At 55.9% G+C, this 18533-nt stretch carries 19 protein-coding genes; 9 read left to right on the forward strand and 10 right to left on the reverse strand.

The genetic code is table 11. The features are described 5' to 3' along the window. Positions 1-44: 44 nt before the first annotated feature. The 4 genes from Q4501_RS04415 to Q4501_RS04430 all read left to right on the forward strand — a co-directional run bounded on the left by Q4501_RS04415 (position 45) and on the right by Q4501_RS04430 (position 4104). Positions 45-359 (forward strand): DUF3301 domain-containing protein, encoded by a 315-nt coding sequence (locus Q4501_RS04415; RefSeq protein ID WP_303594547.1) that lies wholly within the window; start codon positions 45-47, stop codon positions 357-359. A 129-nt stretch (positions 360-488) separates the two neighbouring features. Further along, a complete protein-coding gene (locus tag Q4501_RS04420) occupies positions 489-1829 on the forward strand; it encodes a substrate-binding domain-containing protein (RefSeq protein ID WP_303594549.1) in 1341 nt (446 codons plus the stop codon). Positions 1830-1929: 100 nt separating this feature from the next. Continuing rightward, on the forward strand, positions 1930-3225 hold the full coding sequence (locus Q4501_RS04425) for a pyridoxal phosphate-dependent aminotransferase (protein ID WP_303594551.1): 1296 nt from the start codon (positions 1930-1932) through the stop codon (positions 3223-3225). 54 nt (positions 3226-3279) lie between these two features. Next, positions 3280-4104 carry an inositol monophosphatase family protein gene (locus Q4501_RS04430; protein WP_303594553.1) on the forward strand — a complete coding sequence of 275 codons (825 nt, stop codon included), beginning with the start codon at positions 3280-3282 and terminating at the stop codon, positions 4102-4104. A gap of 415 nt (positions 4105-4519) precedes the next feature. Here the strand turns inward: Q4501_RS04430 and slmA are convergent, their stop codons facing one another. From slmA to Q4501_RS04475, 9 genes are all read right to left on the reverse strand, one after another. Continuing rightward, positions 4520-5113 (reverse strand): nucleoid occlusion factor SlmA, encoded by a 594-nt coding sequence (gene slmA / locus Q4501_RS04435; RefSeq protein ID WP_303594555.1) that lies wholly within the window; start codon positions 5111-5113, stop codon positions 4520-4522. Positions 5114-5141: 28 nt separating this feature from the next. Further along, positions 5142-5951 carry a thiazole synthase gene (locus Q4501_RS04440; RefSeq protein ID WP_303594557.1) on the reverse strand — a complete coding sequence of 270 codons (810 nt, stop codon included), beginning with the start codon at positions 5949-5951 and terminating at the stop codon, positions 5142-5144. Between the two features lie 84 nt (positions 5952-6035). Beyond that, positions 6036-6236: a sulfur carrier protein ThiS gene (thiS, locus tag Q4501_RS04445; RefSeq protein WP_303594559.1), complete on the reverse strand. Its 201-nt coding sequence runs from the start codon at positions 6234-6236 to the stop codon at positions 6036-6038. A 7-nt stretch (positions 6237-6243) separates the two neighbouring features. Continuing rightward, entirely contained in the window at positions 6244-6633 is a 390-nt protein-coding gene (locus tag Q4501_RS04450; protein ID WP_303595458.1) for a DUF423 domain-containing protein, read from the reverse strand. A 28-nt stretch (positions 6634-6661) separates the two neighbouring features. After that, positions 6662-7462, reverse strand: a complete 801-nt coding sequence (locus tag Q4501_RS04455) for a symmetrical bis(5'-nucleosyl)-tetraphosphatase (RefSeq protein WP_303594561.1) — start codon at positions 7460-7462, stop codon at positions 6662-6664. Next, on the reverse strand, positions 7455-8282 hold the full coding sequence (gene rsmA / locus Q4501_RS04460; RefSeq protein WP_303594563.1) for a 16S rRNA (adenine(1518)-N(6)/adenine(1519)-N(6))-dimethyltransferase RsmA: 828 nt from the start codon (positions 8280-8282) through the stop codon (positions 7455-7457). Before rsmA ends, Q4501_RS04455 begins: the two co-directional genes overlap by 8 nt. Further along, entirely contained in the window at positions 8283-9290 is a 1008-nt protein-coding gene (gene pdxA, locus Q4501_RS04465; RefSeq protein ID WP_303594565.1) for a 4-hydroxythreonine-4-phosphate dehydrogenase PdxA, read from the reverse strand. Next, entirely contained in the window at positions 9290-10645 is a 1356-nt protein-coding gene (locus Q4501_RS04470) for a peptidylprolyl isomerase (protein ID WP_303594567.1), read from the reverse strand. The genes pdxA and Q4501_RS04470 overlap by 1 nt, the downstream gene beginning before the upstream one ends. Before the next feature lie 97 nt (positions 10646-10742). After that, the gene (locus Q4501_RS04475) at positions 10743-13052 is read right to left on the reverse strand and encodes an LPS-assembly protein LptD (protein ID WP_303595459.1); all 2310 of its coding nucleotides are present in this window, start codon (positions 13050-13052) and stop codon (positions 10743-10745) included. Between the two features lie 355 nt (positions 13053-13407). On the opposite strand from Q4501_RS04475, the gene Q4501_RS04480 reads away from it, so the two are divergent. Genes Q4501_RS04480 through Q4501_RS04490 form a run of 3 tightly spaced genes read left to right on the forward strand, consistent with a single transcriptional unit; the run spans position 13408 to position 15912 of the window. After that, positions 13408-14454 (forward strand): aminoglycoside phosphotransferase family protein, encoded by a 1047-nt coding sequence (locus tag Q4501_RS04480; protein ID WP_303594569.1) that lies wholly within the window; start codon positions 13408-13410, stop codon positions 14452-14454. Then, entirely contained in the window at positions 14451-15158 is a 708-nt protein-coding gene (gene murU / locus Q4501_RS04485; protein ID WP_303594570.1) for an N-acetylmuramate alpha-1-phosphate uridylyltransferase MurU, read from the forward strand. Before Q4501_RS04480 ends, murU begins: the two co-directional genes overlap by 4 nt. A 4-nt stretch (positions 15159-15162) precedes the next feature. Further along, positions 15163-15912 carry a molecular chaperone DjlA gene (locus tag Q4501_RS04490; RefSeq protein WP_303594571.1) on the forward strand — a complete coding sequence of 250 codons (750 nt, stop codon included), beginning with the start codon at positions 15163-15165 and terminating at the stop codon, positions 15910-15912. A 3-nt stretch (positions 15913-15915) separates the two neighbouring features. On the opposite strand, the gene Q4501_RS04495 is transcribed toward Q4501_RS04490, so the two are convergent. Beyond that, the gene (locus tag Q4501_RS04495) at positions 15916-16863 is read right to left on the reverse strand and encodes a DUF3530 family protein (protein WP_303594573.1); all 948 of its coding nucleotides are present in this window, start codon (positions 16861-16863) and stop codon (positions 15916-15918) included. 90 nt (positions 16864-16953) lie between these two features. On the opposite strand from Q4501_RS04495, the gene rpe reads away from it, so the two are divergent. Then, positions 16954-17655 carry a ribulose-phosphate 3-epimerase gene (gene rpe / locus Q4501_RS04500; protein ID WP_303594576.1) on the forward strand — a complete coding sequence of 234 codons (702 nt, stop codon included), beginning with the start codon at positions 16954-16956 and terminating at the stop codon, positions 17653-17655. Beyond that, the gene (locus Q4501_RS04505) at positions 17652-18341 is read left to right on the forward strand and encodes a phosphoglycolate phosphatase (protein WP_303594578.1); all 690 of its coding nucleotides are present in this window, start codon (positions 17652-17654) and stop codon (positions 18339-18341) included. Before rpe ends, Q4501_RS04505 begins: the two co-directional genes overlap by 4 nt. Positions 18342-18533 lie beyond the last annotated feature (192 nt).

The following is an 18533-nucleotide window of genomic DNA, read 5'->3' on the forward strand; positions in this document are numbered from 1 at the left end:
TCCCGCTATTTCATTCGGAAGATTGCCGCTATCGTGTTGTTATCATGACTCTGGGAACCCTGTTCTGGCTGTTTGTCGCAACCTTTGCTATTTGGTATTGGTGGCGCGCGAAAGCCATCAAAGACTCTGTGTTGGAAGCCGCCCGCCGTTACTGTAAAACCATGGACGTTATGCTATTGGACGACGCCATTTATCTGCGCGGCATTTGGTTCAAACGCGACGACCAGGGCCAGATCCGCGTGTGGCGCCGATTCATGTTTGATTTCACATCAACAGGAGAAGAGCGCTACAGCGGTCGAGTGATCATGCTTGGCCAGCGAATACTGCATATGGAACTGGAGCCTCATCGTTTCTCCTGATCCCCCGGAACGACGCCCTCCGTTCACAATGATTACCCACAGCCATTGAAGCATCTCTGTAACACTACTGTAATAATTCTGCCTCATTCTCCCCGCAACGCTAACTTACTGTTGTCCTGAGGTTTTCTAATGCTAAAGTTCCGCCCACTCCAACTGCAGAGCGCCCTGCTGGGTGTGCTCTGCCTGTTTTCGGTTTTCAGTGCACCTTCAGGCTACGCCGAAGACATGGAGATTCACGGATCCAATACAATTGGCGCAAAACTCGCACCCATGCTTGTAGAGGGTTTCCTGAACAGCAACGAGCAGGGACCTGTCCGAATTCTTGGCAACGGAAAGGACAACGAGAAAGTCCTGATCGGGGATAAGAACGGCTCTCCTCTTCGGGTTCTGGTTGCTGCCCATGGTTCCAGCACCGGGTTCAGGGCGTTGGAAGCCCAAACTGCTGATGTATGGGCCTCCTCCCGCCCCGTCAAACCGGCTGAGGTGCAGCGCATGTCCGTGCATGCCGATCTGAAAGGTCTCGAAAGTGAGCATGTTATTGCCATTGACGGCCTCGCGGTGCTGGTTCACCCATCGAATCCAATCAACCAGCTGGATACCGATACTCTAGCCAGGATATTTTCAGGTGAGATCAGTAACTGGTCGGAGATCGGCGGTGCTGACCAACCCATTAACCTGTATGCGCGGGATGATCGCTCAGGTACCTGGGACACCTTCAAGAGCCTGGTTCTGGGCAAGCAGTACCCGCTGCACCCGTCCGCCAGGCGCTATGAATCAAACGACCAACTTTCTGACAGTGTCAGTGTTGACCAGGGAGGCATTGGCTTCTCAGGACTGGCCTCAGTGCGCAAGAGCAAGCTGCTGGCAATCGCAGATGGCGAAGCGCCTGCACTAAAACCTTCCAGACTGACGGTAGCCAGTGAAGATTACCCACTTTCCAGGCGACTGTTCATGTACACCTCCGGTGGTGCAACTGCCACCCTTGCGAAAGACTTTGTGGACTTCGTATTGGGCGCAGAAGGCCAGGCTATCGTCTCTGAATCCGGATTTGTTTCCCAGAACCCACTCGCCGTTAAACCCGATCTGGGCGATAGCGTCCCAGCCACTTTCAGGCTCCTGACCCAAAACTACAGCCGCCTGACCGTCAATTTCCGGTTCTCAGAGGGGCGCACCAGGCTGGACAACAAGGCGCAAAGGGATTTGAAGCGACTGGCTGAATTCCTCAACAGGGAAAACCGCACTGCCGACGACCTCCTGCTGATCGGCTTCGCCGACCAACAAACTGACGAATTAAGGGCACAAATGATCTCGGAACTAAGAGCCCTTTCCGTACGCAAGGCTTTGTCTGACCTCAACATTCATAAGGTCAGCCACACAGGTTACGGCCACGACATGCCGGTCGGCACCTATGGAGGGGAAACCGGCCAGCAACGCAACGGCCGGGTAGAAGTCTGGGTTCGCGACAGCTAAGGGTGCCCCTGTAACGGCAATCACCTATCCGCACAACGCTCACAGATATGTTTGGGTTTCATATACTACCGGGGCCACTCTCAACCTACAGACCGGGACAATGATTATCCAAAACGACCAACGCTATGCAATCAACCTGAACGTTCGCGGCATTCAGCCCTCGGCCACCTTGCGTATCAATGAATTAAGCAACCAGCTCAAGTCTGAGGGTAAGGACATCATCAAACTCGGGCTGGGGCAATCGCCCTTCCCGGTTCCCGAACGTGTTGTAGATGCGCTTAAAGAGCACGCTCACGAAAAGGATTACCTGCCAGTCAAAGGCCTGAAAGAGCTGCGAGAATCCATCGCCGGTTACATCAACCGCAGTGAACGCATGCGTTGTACCTGGGAAGATGTGCTGATTGGCCCTGGTTCCAAAGAGCTGTTGTTCATCTTACAGCTAGCCTACTACGGCGATCTGCTGATCCCCCGCCCAAGCTGGGTTTCCTATGCGCCACAGGCCCGCATTATCGGCCGCTCGGTGCACTGGATACCCACCCACGCAGAGAACAACTGGCAACTGACCGCTGAGGAACTGGACATCGTTTGTCGGGACGACGTTTCCCGCCCGCGCATCCTGATTTTGAACTACCCCTCCAACCCCACCGGTTGCACCTACACAGACGATCAGTTGCTGGCCATTGCGAATGTGGCTCGCAAATACAGGATCATCCTGCTGTCTGACGAGATTTACGGCGAAGTGAACTTTGAGGGCAAACATAAATCCATTGCTCGCTACTACCCGGAAGGTACCATTATCAGTACCGGGCTCAGCAAGTGGGCCGGTGCCGGTGGCTGGCGTGTGGGCACCTTCATCTTCCCGAGTGAATTACGCCCGCTGCAAGACGCCATGGCGATTATCGCCAGTGAAACCTACACGGCTACCAGCGCCCCCATACAACACGCTGCGATCACTGCATTTAACGGTGGCGATGACATAGAAGAGTATTTAAAACAGTCTCGCCGTGTGTTGAAGGTGATTGGTGAGTACATGCACCGACGCCTCAGTGATATGGGAGCTTCAGTACGAAAGCCCGAGGGCGCATTCTATCTGTTCCCGAATTTCGACAGCTTCCGGGACAAGCTTGCAGAAAAAGACATCAAAACCAGCCAGGCGTTTTGCCAGGCGTTACTGGAAAACACCGGTGTAGCCATTCTGCCAGCCAGTGACTTCGGCTTTGTGCCGGATCACCTTGGTGCGCGCCTGGCATTCGTAGACTTCGACGGCGCCGAGTCCCTGCAACTGGCCGGCGGAGACTATGCCGATCAGGAGCTTGCCGATGACTTTGTCGACAAGGCATGCCCCCGCCTGGTGAAAGCCATGGACAAGATGGAAGCCTGGCTGAACAGCCTCTGATCAAGCCGTGATAGACTGGCGCCCTCACTCTTCAGAGATTAAAACGGGGGCGTCATGTTTGATTCTGTTTCCCTGCAGGACATTACGGATTTCGCAGAAGACCTGGCCCTGGAGGCCGGAAAGCTGATTCGCCGTGAGCGTGATAACAGCACTCTCCGTACTGATTACAAATACGAGGCCGAGCTGGTTACTCACGCAGATATCATGGCCGATGAGTTCATCACCAGCGCCATCCAGAAGCGCTTCCCCGACCACCGCATTCTGTCTGAAGAAAGCATGCCGGACCTCAGCCAGGCTGAGGAACTCGAAACCCCTCTGTGGATCGTTGACCCTATTGATGGCACGGTAAACTACGCCTACGGCCACCCGCAGGTTGCGGTATCCATTGCCTATGCCGAAAACGGCCGTGTGCAAGCAGGCGTGGTGCACGCGCCCTTCCCCGGCGAAACCTTCCGTGCTACCCGAGGCGACGGCGCCACACTCAATGGCAAGCCTATTAACCATAGCGGCGCCACGGTGCCTAGAGACTCGCTGTTTGCAACCGGGTTCCCTTACACCAAAGATAATCTAGCGCCTTTGGTGAGCCGGTTGGACGCTATGATTCACCAATGCCGCGACTTACGCCGCATCGGTTCCGCTGCTCTGGATATCTGCTGGGTAGCCTGCGGCCGACTGGACATCTACTACGAAAACGTCAGCCCCTGGGATTTCGCGGCCGCCCGTTTGATCGCCCTGGAAGCTGGTGCCACAGCCGGCCATTTCAGCGAAGTTCCTGAGGGTTACCCTGAGGATCTTTGGGGTCGCGACATCCTGATTTCGGCGCCTGCTATCTGGGAACCCATTCGTCAGATTCTTCGGTCTGCTTCTGGGTATGAGTGAGCTAGGGGAAGGCTTCCGGTAGCCTGCTAATTTTGGTGCGGGCGGTTGGTGGGGTCGGTCTGCACAGAACCGCTACGAGCACATCCATGTGCGCTTGTTTCCGGCCATCCTTGGCCTCCAACATTCTGTGCAAACCGACCCCACCAACCTCTATCAAATAACCCAGATATATCGGGCTTCTTTTCGTCTTTCTCTAAAGTGCCTTTAGCTGCTGAGACCTGAAGAAAGTCACGCAACCCTCTCTAAGATTTCGCATTGGTTCGATTGAGCAGTCAGGAAGGCCCTGTCCCGGAATGTCGGAGGCCATGGATGGCCGGAGCCAAGCGCACACGGACGTGCTTGTAGCGGTTCCGGGGCAGGGCCTTCCTGACTGCGCCACCCCAAAACCAGCAGGCTACTGGAAGAAAACTCGGAGTCAGTCCCAAAGCGCCTCAGCAACCAGACCCCAGCTCTCGTCAAAGTCGACTGAAGGCGCTCGAGTAAAAGATGAGCGGACAAACCGCTGAATCCGACCTTCCATGAACACCAGAACAAAATCTGCGCCCCGGGTAGCGCTGGTGCGTGGCCGCAAGCCCTGGCGAATCTCGCCTTCTTTCAGGGTTTGCCGCACCTGGGTTTCCAGGCGCTCGAAGAACTGGGAAGCACGTTTGCGTAAGGCGTCGTTTTCGCCGACAAGAGCATCGCCGGTGAGAACACAACACAACCCCGGATTGCGCTCAGCGAAAACCAGTACAAGGTGCACTAACTGCTGCAAACGAACCCGCACGTCCTCTTGTTCCTGCAGGATTACCTGACAGCGAGAGAACACAGCATTTTCTGCGAATTCCAGAAGCGCCTCGAACATTTTCCGCTTGCTGGGGAAGTGGCGATACAGCGCCGCTTCGGTCACGCCAACGGATTTGGCGAGAACCGAGGTGGTAATTCTGGCCCCCGGATCCTTTTCCAGGAGTTCCAGAAGGGCATGGAGAATCGCCTCCCGGCGACTGGGCTTCTGATTCATTGTGGCCATACTGCAGCGCTCTTAATCAGAATTTGAATCAGAAGAAAGTGCCATCGAGAGGCGACGATGCACTAGCGTATAGCTTTTTGGGCATCCGCCCCGCCAGATAGGCCTCGCGCCCGGCTTCAATGGCCAGGCGCATGGCGTTGGCCATTTTAATCGGGTCTTTTGCCTGGGCAATGGCGGTGTTCATAAGTACGCCATCGCAGCCGAGTTCCATGGCGATGGTGGCATCGGAAGCCGTGCCAACGCCAGCATCCACCAGTACGGGCACCTTGGCGTTTTCGACGATCAGGCGGATATTGTAGCGATTCTGGATACCCAGGCCGGAGCCAATCGGGGCACCCAGTGGCATAATCGCGATGCAGCCCATTTCCTCAAGACGCATCGCCAGCAGGGGATCGTCGGAACAATAGACCATAACCTTGAAACCGTCTTTGATCAGTTCTTCAGCGGCCACCAGGGTTTCCGGCATGTTCGGGTACAGGGTTTTGTGTTCACCCAACACCTCCAGTTTGACCAGATCGCGGCCGTCAAGCAGCTCACGCGCCAGCTTGCAGGTTCGCACAGCATCTTTAGCGGTATAGCAGCCGGCCGTATTAGGCAGAATGGTGTAGCGTTCCGGGGAGATCACATCCAGAAGGTTTGGCTCGTCGGGGTTTTGCCCGAGGTTGGTACGGCGAACGGCGACAGTCACCATTTCAGCGCCGCTCATTTCAATCGCGCGGCCGGTTTCCGTCAGATCTTGGTACTTGCCCGTTCCAACCAATAGCCGTGACTGGTATGTGCGGCCTGCGATTTCAAGAGGTTTGTCTTCGGGCAACTGGATCTCTGGCTTGTCGGTCATAGTAATTCCGGGTTGGTAAAACCTAGTGATGTAAATTATTGATAGACGTTTCGGGATGAGGTTTTCACTTGGCCATGAGGGGCTTCAGCCACCTCCGATCGCGTGTACCACTTCAACGCGATCGCCGTTATTCAGTGCAAATTCAGTGTGCTGGCTCCGAGGTACTATGTCTTCGTTTACCTCCACCGCCAGCCGTTTGCCCACGAGGCTCATTTTTTCCACCAGTGCTCCTACCGTGGCGCCTTCGGGAAGCTCCATGGCTTCACCATTAACTTGTACCTGCATATCTCTCCTAACCCCTGTCTCTGTTCGCTTGCCCGCGTATTCCAGCTGTTAGTATCAACGTCCAGCCGGCCAGGAAACATACGCCACCAACGGGCGTGATCATGCCGACCCAGCGTAGGTCGGTCAGCACCAGTACATAAAGACTGCCACTGAACAGTATGATGCCAGCAAAAAAGAACCCGACCGAAAGCCCCAGCAATCGACGCGAAAGACCAAGCCCGGACAACAGGGCGACCAGCACCAGTGCGATGGCGTGATACATCTGATAGGTAACCGCTGTCTGGAACACCTCAAGGCTGCGCTCACTAACAACATGTCGCAACCCGTGGGCCCCAAAGGCACCGGACATGACGGCCAATAGTGCAAATAAGGCACCGGTAACCAGAGGCAGGCGCATAAAAACCTGAACCTGAGGCTTTACGGATTCAGCAGTCACAATGAATTTTTTCTCCCGTATCCAGGTTCATCATCGTAAGCGCTCCGCCCCAGACACAACCGGTATCCAGCCCAATAAACCGGTCGAAGCCGGTCTTCCCCTCAATGGCTGCCCAATGCCCGAAGACCACACGCAGCTCATCTGTGCGAGGAAACTCAAACCAGGGGGCGAAACCTTTTGGCGCATTACCGGCCGACTCTTTAGCTGTGAGTTCCAGCCTGCCATCGCTGGCAATAAAACGCATCCGGGTAAAGTAGTTGGTGATGACCCGCCAACGGTCCATACCTGTCAGATTGTCGCTCCAGCCTTCAGGCTTGTTCCCGTACATCAGCGCAAAGTATTCCGAGGCGTTTTCCCCGCGAATCACCTCTTCCACTTCCCGGGCATTGGCGAGTGCCTGCTGAACGCTCCAGATATGAGGCATCCCGGCATGGGCCATCATGATGTTACGTTCAGAGTCATACACACACAGGTTCTGCTGTCGCAGCCAACTCACCAGTTTGTCACGATCAGGGGCACTCAGTATTTCTGCAAGTGTATCCTTGCGTTTTGGCGCATGGCCACCGAGAGCCACTGCCAAAAGGTGCAAATCGTGGTTGCCCAGAACCACCACAGCCGAATCACCCAGGCTTTCAATATATCGCAAGGTTTTCAGGGACGCCGGACCCCGGTTAATCAGATCACCCGCAACCCAGAGTCGATCACGGGAAGGCGAAAAGTCCACCTTCGCCAGAACATCCCTCAAGCGATCATAACAACCCTGAATATCGCCAATCGCATAGTCAGTCATGACTGGCCTCATCGGCTATATCGGCGCCCTTCTCGCCTACGAGCAAGTCCGCGATGCTTACGAAGTCCGCCAGACTAAGGTTTTCAGGGCGCAGGCCGTCGTTGATTCCGAGGGCCTGCAGCTGTTCCACAGAGATCATACCGGCCAGCGCCTTGCGCAGGGTTTTGCGCCGAGCGTTAAACGCGGTTCTTACCACCGCTTGCAAGGTGCCAAGATCCTTCGCTGGATACGGAAGCTCTTTATGAGGAACGAGACGCACAATGGCGGAATCTACTTTCGGAGCCGGCCGGAACGCACCGGGGCCAACTTCAAATAAGGGCTGAACCTTGCAGAAGTACTGGGTCATGATGCCCAGCCGGCCGTAATTATTGTCCCCGGATACTGCCGCCATCCGCTGTACAACTTCTTTCTGCAGCATGAAGTGCATGTCCTGCACAACGCCGGTCTGAGACAACAGATGAAAAATCAACGGTGTAGAAATGTTGTAAGGCAGGTTCCCGATAATGCGCAAAGGCTTTCCATCCATGAGCTGGCTGAAATCAAACTTAAGCGCGTCCGCTTCATGAATATGAAATTCGGGATAATTGAAAAACTTGGTGCGCAGCACCGGGATGAGGTCGCGGTCCAACTCCACTACCTGGAGCTTCGGATTGACCGCCAGAATCTCCTCGGTTATGGCTCCCAGGCCAGGGCCGATTTCTACAATCGCATCGTCCGGCTTCGGGTGAATGGCCCGAATGATACGTTCGATAACGCCTGGATCCTGCAGGAAATTCTGGCCAAACCGCTTCCTGGCTTGATGGCCGGCTTTTTTACTCACTCAGGTTTCTCTCTTTTTAGCGGATTTGAGGGAGCGAGCCATTTGCTCGCCCACTCGAATGGCGGTTTGCAGGCTACCGGGATCGGCTTTACCCGTGCCAGCGAGGTCCAGAGCTGTGCCGTGATCCACGGAGGTACGCACAATGGGCAAACCAAGCGTAATGTTGACCGCGCGACCAAAGCCCTGAAACTTGAGAACCGGCAAGCCCTGATCATGATACATGGCCAGGGCGGCATCGGCATCGTTCAACCAATGGGGTGTAAACAGCGTATCTGCCGGCAAGGGGCCGGTCAGCTGTAATCCTTTATCACGAAGCTTATCAAGCGTCGGCTCAATCACCTCAATTTCTTCACGGCCGAGATGGCCGCCTTCCCCTGCGTGGGGGTTCAGGCCAGCCACAAGAATTCTTGGCTGTTCAATGCCAAAAAAGGTTTTCAGGTCGGCATGCAGGATGCTAGCCACCTGGCTCAGCCGTTCGGGTGTAATAGCGGCGGGCACGTCTTTCAGGGGCAAATGGGTGGTGACCAGAGCTACCCGTAACTCTTCTGTGGCCAGCATCATAACCACGCGTTCCACACCGCAGAGTTCCTGAAGAAACTCGGTATGGCCGCTGAACTCGATACCAGCATCATTGATGATGCCCTTGTGTACCGGCGCCGTAACCATGCCGTCAAAATCACCGTCAAGACAACCTCTTGCAGCAACTTTCAGGGTTTCCAGCACATATCGGCTGTTGGCAGTATCAAGCTCTCCCGCTTGATGAGAAGCGCAACCTTCAACGTGTAATACCGAAAGCTCACCTGCATCCTTTCTTGGCTCAGTGCCCGGTGTCCAGGGGTGCAACCTAACCTCAAGGCCCAGCAAGCTGGCCCTTGCCTCCAGCAATTGCTGGCTCGCAATCACCACTACACCAACATTACGCTTACCCATGGCGAGCTGCAGGCAGAGCTCGGGGCCTATGCCCGCAGGCTCGCCAGCGGTTAGCGCCAGGACAACACCGTCACTCATTATTCTGCAGTTTCCTGCGCACTACCGGATTCATCTTCAGCGGCATCTGTTGCATATTCACCTTTGAACTCAACAAAAGCTTCATCACGAATTTCCCGGAGCCAGTTCTGCAGTTCGGTCTCGAACTTGCGACCATATATTGCCTGCCGGGCCTCGGCTTTTTCGACATCGCTGCTTATATCTTTCTGCCGGCGCTCTTCAACCTCAAGAATATGCCAACCAAACTGGGACCGGAATGGCCCTTTGGTTTCGCCGACTTCGGCCTCTTGCATGGCCTGTTCAAACGCGGGCACCATCTGCCCGGGGCTTACCCAGCCAAGATTACCGCCGTCGGAACCGGACACAGGGTCATCAGAATATTCACGAGCCAGGACAGCGAAATCGGCCCCGCCCCGAATCTGGTCAGAGATCTCCCGGATGGTGGCTTCTGCTTCAGTATCAGTCACGGCTTCAGAAGGCCGGATCAGAATATGGCGCACACGGTTCTGCTGAATGACCTCCTTCCGAGCACCGCCGCGCTTGTCCATCACCATAACCATATGGAAGCCGCTGTTGTTCTCAAGGACCTCCGAAGGTGTGCCAACTTCAAGCTCCGGCACGACCGGCGCAACCAAGGATGGCAACTGCCGCTCGCTGCGCCAACCCATGTCGCCCCCTTCAAGTGCGTTGCTGGCATCTGATTCCGCCACGGCTACCTCACGAAAGTCGCGGCCGTTCAGAATGGCAGCGCGAAGCTCTTCTGTTTTTTCGCGCGTCGCGTCCACAGACGCATCATCGGCGGGATTATCCGGCTCGATAAAAATATAGGCTAACCGGTATTCCGCACCATTCCCGCCGCCAGACTCCAGCGCCTGCAGATAGTTCTCAACTTCGCTATCCGTCACACGGACCCGGCCGCCCACCTGGCGCTGCTGAACCCGGCCGGTGATCATCTCCTGGCGAATCTGCTCCCTGGCCTGGCGATAGCTTACGCCCTCAACAACCAGCTGTTCTTCAAATTCAGACAGTGTCATGTCATTGCGCTCGGCAATGTTGACCAGGGTCTCGTTCAGCTCATTATCGCTGATACGCATCCCCATTTTTTCGGCCATCTGCAATTGAACGGATTCGGTGATCAACTGTTCCAGGACACGCTCTTCAAGGAGCCGGCGTGGCGGCAGGCCCGTGCCCTGGGCACTGAGTCGTCCAACAATGGTGTTGATTCTTGCTTCCAGTTCGGTCTGAAGGATCACATCGTCATCAACAATGGCAACCACCTGGTCGAGCAGTTTGCGCTCAGCCTGGGCCGAAAAAGAAAGCACCACTGCCAATAACATCAACAGTGTCTGTAAACCTTGGCGAAGCGTCGCCTTCATAATCACCTCTTAATGAAGATATTAGCCTGCAAACAGGGTACCGGAAGGCGCCTTTGTCGTCAGGGGTACAATCAAGAGAGCCAATCGGGAACCCCCGTCAGGGTGTTCCAAACCGGCGTTGCTCACGTTCATCGAAACCGTAAATGGCCTCGGAGATCGATGTCGAAGAACCTCCGCTGCCACCCAGGCCTTTTAGCTGAATCTGGAACAATATGCGGCTTTCCAGTTCCTGATCATCGGTGAAGTAATTCTGGTGAACCACCTGAACACTCCAGCAGCAATTGTTGTATTCAATACCGGCAAGGGAGCCAACCGTGCGGTCCAGATCCGAATCATATACCCAGCGGCCGATCAGACTAACACGGTCCGTTGCCGGGATAACCGCCGCAATATCCGACTGTTCCAACTCATCCCGGCTATAAGTATGGCCAACACTCGCCAGATACCTGTAGTCCTGCGAGTGGAAGATCAACTGGCTCCGACCCTCTTCCGTATCCCCTGTCTCCGGATCCCAGAGCCCGGTAGAGCGGATTTGAAGATTCTGTAGCGGGTTAAGCACAACCTCACCCGCCAAGGGTGATCTGCTGAGATTACTTGCGCCTTCACCAAACAGCGTCACCTCGCGATCTTCAAAATACTGAACCTGGCCAACACTGAAGCGTGCTCTCTCGGCCCCCGTAACCAGATCATTGAACCGACTGGTCAGGGCCACCGTCAACTGGTTGGTATTACCGACCCGGTCGCCCCCTACAAAACGGTCGGGCTGAAACAATTGGTCAAAACTGAAACTCTCGAAGGCAGTATCAAAGGCCGGAATATCGTTCTGGTCTGCATCCGCATCTGCCCAGGCGTAATAAAGCCGGGGTTCCAGTGTCTGGTTGTAGGGCACATCGAACAGACTCGAGCGGCGATCGAAATACAAGCCATTATCCCATTCTACGACAGGAACCGTACGATCAAACTCTCCGTCCCCGGCACTGTAGTCCTCCAAATCGTAACGCGTGTAATCCAGGCTTAACGACGGACGGCTGAAGCCCCAGAGCGCGCGCATCGGCAGTGCCAGCTCGGGGCGTGCACGGAAGCGCTGGCCATTGGCTTTATCAAGACCGGTCAAGGAGTCATTTTCGCGGTAGAACCAGGCATACTCGCTTTCCAGGCCTGCCTCCAGCCAGCCAGCCTCAGCTGTTCCTGCATAAACGATTTGCGGTAATTGTGCGTAAGGCTTGTCTTCATCAGCAATGCTGTCGCTGATCGTTTGGTAATCATTGAGGTAAGCATCGAAATACTGGTTAGCTGTTTGGTAACGCACCCCGCCACGGCGTTGCAGGTGGCTAGTCTGACTGATTTCCAGGCTGCGATTCAGGTCACTGAGATAGTCGTTGTCACTGACTACGGAATAATCACCATAGCCGTTCCAGCCACTGCCGAAGGTCGCGCGGGTGGAGGCATCCAGCGCCCAGCGCTGACCGGATTCACCGGGGTTCTCATCTGCATAGGCAGAGTCGTTATCTATATAACCCACCTGAAGCGTTGTCTGTCCGACGCTACTGAGATAACGGCCTTCAACCTCATTAAACAGGCCGCGACCATGAATGTACTGTGGTGTGATCGTGGCATCGTAATGGGGCGCCAGATTCAGGTAATAGGGGGTCGCGAGAAACGCCCCACTGCCAGCACTGGAAGAACCAAACTCCGGATACAGAAAGCCGCTCTTGCGGCGATCATCAATGGGAAAGCTGGCGTAAGGCCAGTAAAACACCGGCACATCCAGAATCTCGAAGCGAACATGCTTGGCAGTTCCGAAACCACCGGCCTGGTCCAGTTCGATATCAGACGCAACAATAGCCCAGTCATTTTGCTGCGGCCCGCAGGTGGTGAGCATGCCATCACGTATTTCCACCCTGGACTCATCCACGCGGGAGAGGGCTCCGGCCCTGCCTCGCATTTCCGGGCCATGCAACAGGAAGGTAGCGGTATTGATATCGAATTGCCCTGAGTCCACGCTGTATTCGGCGCGATCCCCGGTTAGCAAAAACCCCTGACCACGGCTGACCAGAGGGCCCTGAATCGATACCTGCCCGAGACTCTGATTGTAACGGGCCTCTGTACCCGTCACCTGAAAGTTACCCTGACGAAGACGCACGTCGCCCTGAAGATATAGCTCCCGATCAATCTCATAACGGGCATTCAGGCCACTAACCTGCAGGGGAACTGCTTCGTCAGCTCCAGCAATTCCTTCACCGAAAACACCCGAACCATCCTCTCCGCCGCCAGATGGCAAATAGCCTCCAGAGCAAAATACCGGCAGTGAGTTCCTGACAGACTCCGGGAGCTGGCTTTTAGGCCGCCAATCCAGTTCGGCAGCCGATGGTGCTTCCTCGCCATAGGAAAGGCCGGTCGCCGACATCAGTGCAAAACCGGCAATCAGGCGTGCAATCCGACGCTGAGATATGCCCTTCTGCGCCTGCAGATAACTGTCGGACAATGGCACGGTAGCAAGGTTCCTGTTCCGGGTGCATGGAAAACTGTGGATAGCGCAACGGGGCACGAATACACAAATGACAGCGGCCTAGTTTACACGTGCCCCTGAGGCTTGTTAACGAAAACGGGGCCCGATACACGAAACTCCGCTGCAAAACCGTTTTACCCTCTTTATACTCCATCCCGAGGAGCCTCTGGAATAAACTCCAATTATGGACAACGCCAAGGCTCATTCATGTTTTCCTCAATGTACTCATGACCTCAGGATGATCGCCCTAGCTATGGATAACCGCCTGCAAATGCTGACCAGCTGGGTCAGACAGTTTCCCGGCTTTGAGGACACCGACGTTTTGCCCGTTTCCGGCGACGCCAGTTTCCGGCGCTACTTCCGGATTTTCAAAACAGGCGCCGATGGTGGCAACACTTCTTTCATCGCTATGGACTCACCTCCGGAGCAAGAGGACTGCGCGCCTTTTATCAGCATAGGCCGCCATTGGCACCAGGCTGGCATTGCCGTCCCGCAGATTTTCGAAGCAGATCCTGCACGGGGCCTGCTGTTACTGGAAGATTTCGGCGACCAGCTGATGTTGGGACAGCTCAACCCGGACACTGCCAACGCGCTTTACCAGAGTGCACTGGAAGAACTCGTGCTTATCCAGCAGTTGCCGGCACCGCCTGACTATTCTTTGCCAGCCTATGACACGGCTTTGCTGAACCGTGAAATGGCACTATTCAGGGACTGGCTGCTGGAAGGCTATCTGGAACTGAAACTCGATAACATCGAGAAGTCCATGCTTGATACCACCTTCGCGCTCCTCCGGGAGAGCGCGCTGGCTCAGCCCAAAGTAACCGTGCATCGGGATTACCACTCCCGAAACCTGCTGGTGCGGCAAAAAAGCTCTCGCCCTGGCGTTATCGATTTTCAGGATGCGGTAACAGGCCCTGTTACCTACGATGCAGTTTCATTGCTTAAGGATTGTTATATTCAATGGCCAGAAGAGAGGATTAGCGCGTGGCTGGAAACCTTCCGCGTACAAGCTCTGGCAGCAGGGTTGCACCATGCCGACAGCGACACTTTCCGCCAGTGGTTTGAACTCATGGGCATGCAACGTCACCTGAAAGCCGCAGGTATTTTTGCCAGGCTTGCCATGCGCGATGGCAAATCGGGCTACCTTGCGGACATTCCCCGTACAGTGGGTTACCTGCTTACTGCCAGCAAAAGGCTGCCAGCCTTGATGCATTTCCATGACTGGCTCAAAGCCTTGGCTGTGCCGCGAATTGAAGCGTTGATAGGCCCAATTCCGAATCAGGAGCATCTGGCACAGTGAAGGCGATGATTCTTGCCGCAGGTAAAGGGGAGCGTATGCGGCCACTGACCCTGACAACCCCCAAGCCCTTGTTGAGTGCTGGTGGTAAACCACTTATTGAACACCACCTGGAGCACCTCCACCGCGCCGACTTCCAGGATGTTGTCATCAACCATGCGTGGCTTGGGGAGCAGATCGAGTTCACACTGGGCAACGGCGAGCGATTCGGGCTATCACTGCACTACTCACGTGAAGGTGAGCCACTGGAGACAGCGGGCGGCATTGTCCGGGCACTGCCCCTGCTCACCGCCAGTGGCGACGAGTGGTTTATGGTTATAAACGGCGACATCTGGTCCGATTTCGATCTCACCCGTCTTCAGTCGATCCCAGCTGCAGACTTGTCTGCCATCGATGCGGTTCTGGTGCTGGCAGATAACCCCCCGCACCATCGCCATGGCGACTTTTGCCTTAACGACAACGGCATGCTTTCTGAGGAGTGCGCCGGAAAGGACGGTGAAAGCCTAACCTTTACCGGCATCAGCCTTCTGCACCGCAGGCTGTTTGACGGGCTGACTGACCAGGCCGACAAGCTCGGGCCCGTGCTGCGCAGAGCCATGGGTAAAGGCAGGGTAGCAGGACTGCATCACCCGGGTGTCTGGATTGACGTGGGAACCCCGGAACGCTTGCGGGCGTTAGACCAGTACCTGGCGACTCGGGAGTCCTAGAATAATGGCGACTCGTTCTGCACAACCAGCTCTGCCGCCACGAATGGAAGCTGCATTTTCCGGCCTTCTGCATAAACTCTCTGCTTCCAGGCATCAGGCACATAAACTGATCGGCGAAACCAGCCTGCCACGCTGGTGTCGTCGACCGCTGTTTTTCTTTCTTGGTTACATCGCCAGGGCAGATGGGCGGGTTTCGGAGCAGGATATCCGCTTTGCAGAAAACCTTATGGCGGCGCTGAGGCTCTCAAAACGGCAAAGACGAAAAGCCATTCACAGTTTCCAGGAAGGCAAAGCATCCGAAACACTGCCGCCATTCAGCGGACTCACATTAAGACTAAGCCACCGCATCTGGCCTGCTCCGGCCCTGAAAATGGCCATCTGCCTCTGCCACGCGGCGCAGCTCAAGGGCCGCCCCCTCAAACCCCGACGCTATCGCTGTGAAGACACCATCGACCAGATCGGCATGCCGGTCTCCATCAGCGAAGACATCTTTGACAGCTACGCCACCCAGGCGTGGGGCGACCTCAGTGAGGCAGTGTCAAAGCCGGTAACTCTCGAGCAGGCATGCGCTCTGCTGGGCGTGACAAGGCGGGATCCAGTCGCAACAATCAAGCGCGCCTACCGCAAAAAGGTTTCCGAGTGCCACCCCGACAAGCTGGCGCAGCAAGAGCTCACCCCAGCCGAACGCGCTCTGGCAAAGGACCGTCTTCTGCGTTACCAGCAAGCCTGGGAACTTATCCGGCGACATCACTAGCCGTTATTGTCGCGAGTCCGCTTTGAGCCAGGCAGATATCCTGCCAGCAAGAGCCTTTCCGTTTCGCGGCAGAAAAGAAGCCCTCGACCCCACAGACTGGAGGCTGAAGCTCTCCACCCCTGCTCGCGCCAGATCAGCTTTGCGCTGCTCGCCTTCATCGCTTGAGGAGAGCTCCAGAATGCGCGGCAAAGAAGCTGTCGCCAGCGTTTCAGCCAACTGACTGCCATCGCGAGGATAAAACTTCGGGCCGACCCAGATCAGAGCTGAAGGGGGCTCCTGATCCACCGCAAAAGACACAGCATGATTGCTACCCCGACCTATCCCGATCACAGCCATGAGCTCGTATTCACGCTTTCTGAGCTCTGCAGCTCCGGCCACAAGCTCCTGAATAATGCGCGCCCGGTAGTCGGCCTCCAATTCATCTACGGCTTCCGGCGCCAATACATCGATCGTAGTCGGACTTGAGGCACCCGGGTTCGGGTCTTCAGGTTCTGCCAAAGGCGCCAGGCGCTGACGTTCCAGGATGCGCTCCAGCACTCCCCGCGGTGGTTCCAGCCCCAGAGCAAGTACTGCAAACTTTCGGTGCGTCAGCTCACGGGCCAGAGCCCCCGTCAGCCCCGACTCTGCGTTTTCGCCTTCATCGGCCAGAATAATCAGTGCCCCCTTTGCGGGGGTTTCCGTTTCTGGCCAGAAAAGCGCCAGTGTGCGGCCCCCGTCCTCGCGATCGAGCCAGAGTGCGGAATCCGGGAACCTCAGGCTCAAACCCCGTTCACCCGGCCCGGAGGAGACGATTCCACGCACTTCCCCGGATTCGGCCTGATCTGGCGCCTCGGGAGCCGCCGTTTCCTCTGCAAAGGCAGGCATTCCGCCACATATCAGAGTCAGGGCCAACAGGTAATTACTTAGGTTCTTGCGGCCACGACTTTGGGCTATTGTTCTCAATCGGCGCACAGTTCCTGCTCCTCTGGCTACGAAAAAGCACTCTCGAGCTGTTAGACTGTCACTATTATCAATGGCTGCCAATTGTTTGCGAGAACCGTGATGAATCCTTACCTGATTGCCCCATCTATTCTGTCTGCTGACTTTGCTCGCCTGGGCGAAGAAGTCGATAACGTTCTGGCCGCCGGTGCAGACGTGGTGCATTTTGACGTTATGGACAACCATTATGTCCCTAACCTGACCATCGGACCGATGGTGTGTGAAGCGCTGCGCAAGCATGGCGTTACCGCGCCCATAGACGTACACCTGATGGTATCCCCGGTGGATGACCTGATTCGCATGTTCATTGACGCCGGTGCCAGCTACATCACCTTCCACCCTGAGGCCTCCCAGCACATCGACCGCTCCCTACAGCTGATTCGCGAGGGCGGCTGCAAGGCAGGCCTGGTGTTCAACCCGGCCACCCCCCTGCACCACATGGACCATGTAATGGACAAGCTCGACATGGTTCTGATGATGTCGGTTAACCCCGGTTTCGGCGGCCAGAAATTCATCCCCGGCACCCTCGATAAGCTAAGGGAAGCCCGCAGCCGCATCGACGCCAGCAACTACAACATCCGGCTGGAAATCGATGGGGGTGTAAAAACCGACAACATCCGTCAAATTGCCGAAGCCGGCGCGGACACCTTTGTTGCCGGTTCAGCCATTTTTAATACAAGCGATTACAAAGCCACCATTGAAGCCATGCGCCTGGAACTGGAACAGGCCCGCACCGCATTGGGCCACAAGGTTTCGGACCAGTGAGTCTGGCCGGCCTGTTCAACGATCGCTGGCCAGGGGTTGCCTTGTTTGACCTTGATGGCACCTTGGTGGACAGTGCCCCAGATCTTGCCGCTGCGGTTGATCGCACCCTTGAACAGTTGGGGCGCAAACCGGCCGGCATTGAACAGGTGCGCCAATGGGTTGGCCACGGCTCCCCGATTCTACTGCGGCGCGCACTCGCGGGCAGAGTCGACTGGGAGCCAGCGAATGCGGCAGACGACGCTCTATTTAATGATGCTCTGGAATTGTTTTTCAACAACTACCGTCAACTCAACGGCCAGCGTGCCGCGGTCTACCCAGGGGTTGAAACTTGCCTTGAGACACTCCGCGCGCGAGGCTGTCGAATGGCCGTTGTGACCAACAAGCCGGAACAGTTTGTTGGTCCCCTGCTGAAACAGCTGGGGTTGGAACACTATTTTCAGCTGGTGGTCGGGGGCGATACGCTGAGTACGAAAAAGCCGGATCCCGCACCACTGCTGCATGCCATGGAGGCGCTTCAGGGTAGCCGAGGCACTACTGTGATGATCGGTGACTCGGCAGCAGACGTCAGTGCTGCTCAGTCCGCAGGCATTCCCTGTGTAGCAGTGACTTATGGCTACAACTTTGGGCGCTCAGTGCAGACACTGGGTGCAGACGCTGTGGTTGATTCCCTGAGCGAGCTTTTGTAACCTCTCAGGCCTTGGACTTTCAATCTTTTAACTTCGGGAGATTCCTGCCGTGCAGGGACTGAATCTGACTAGAGCGCGAGGCATCCTCATAACCCGCGCAACGCGATGGTGGCGATGGCGTACCGGCTGAAAATACTCAGCCCGGTAGAAAGTGAGCGCTTGCCCGCTTGATGCCACCACCCGACAAAGCCC

This window comes from Marinobacter sp. 2_MG-2023, from assembly GCF_030546935.1.
In the GTDB taxonomy this organism is placed as follows: Bacteria; Pseudomonadota; Gammaproteobacteria; order Pseudomonadales; family Oleiphilaceae; genus Marinobacter.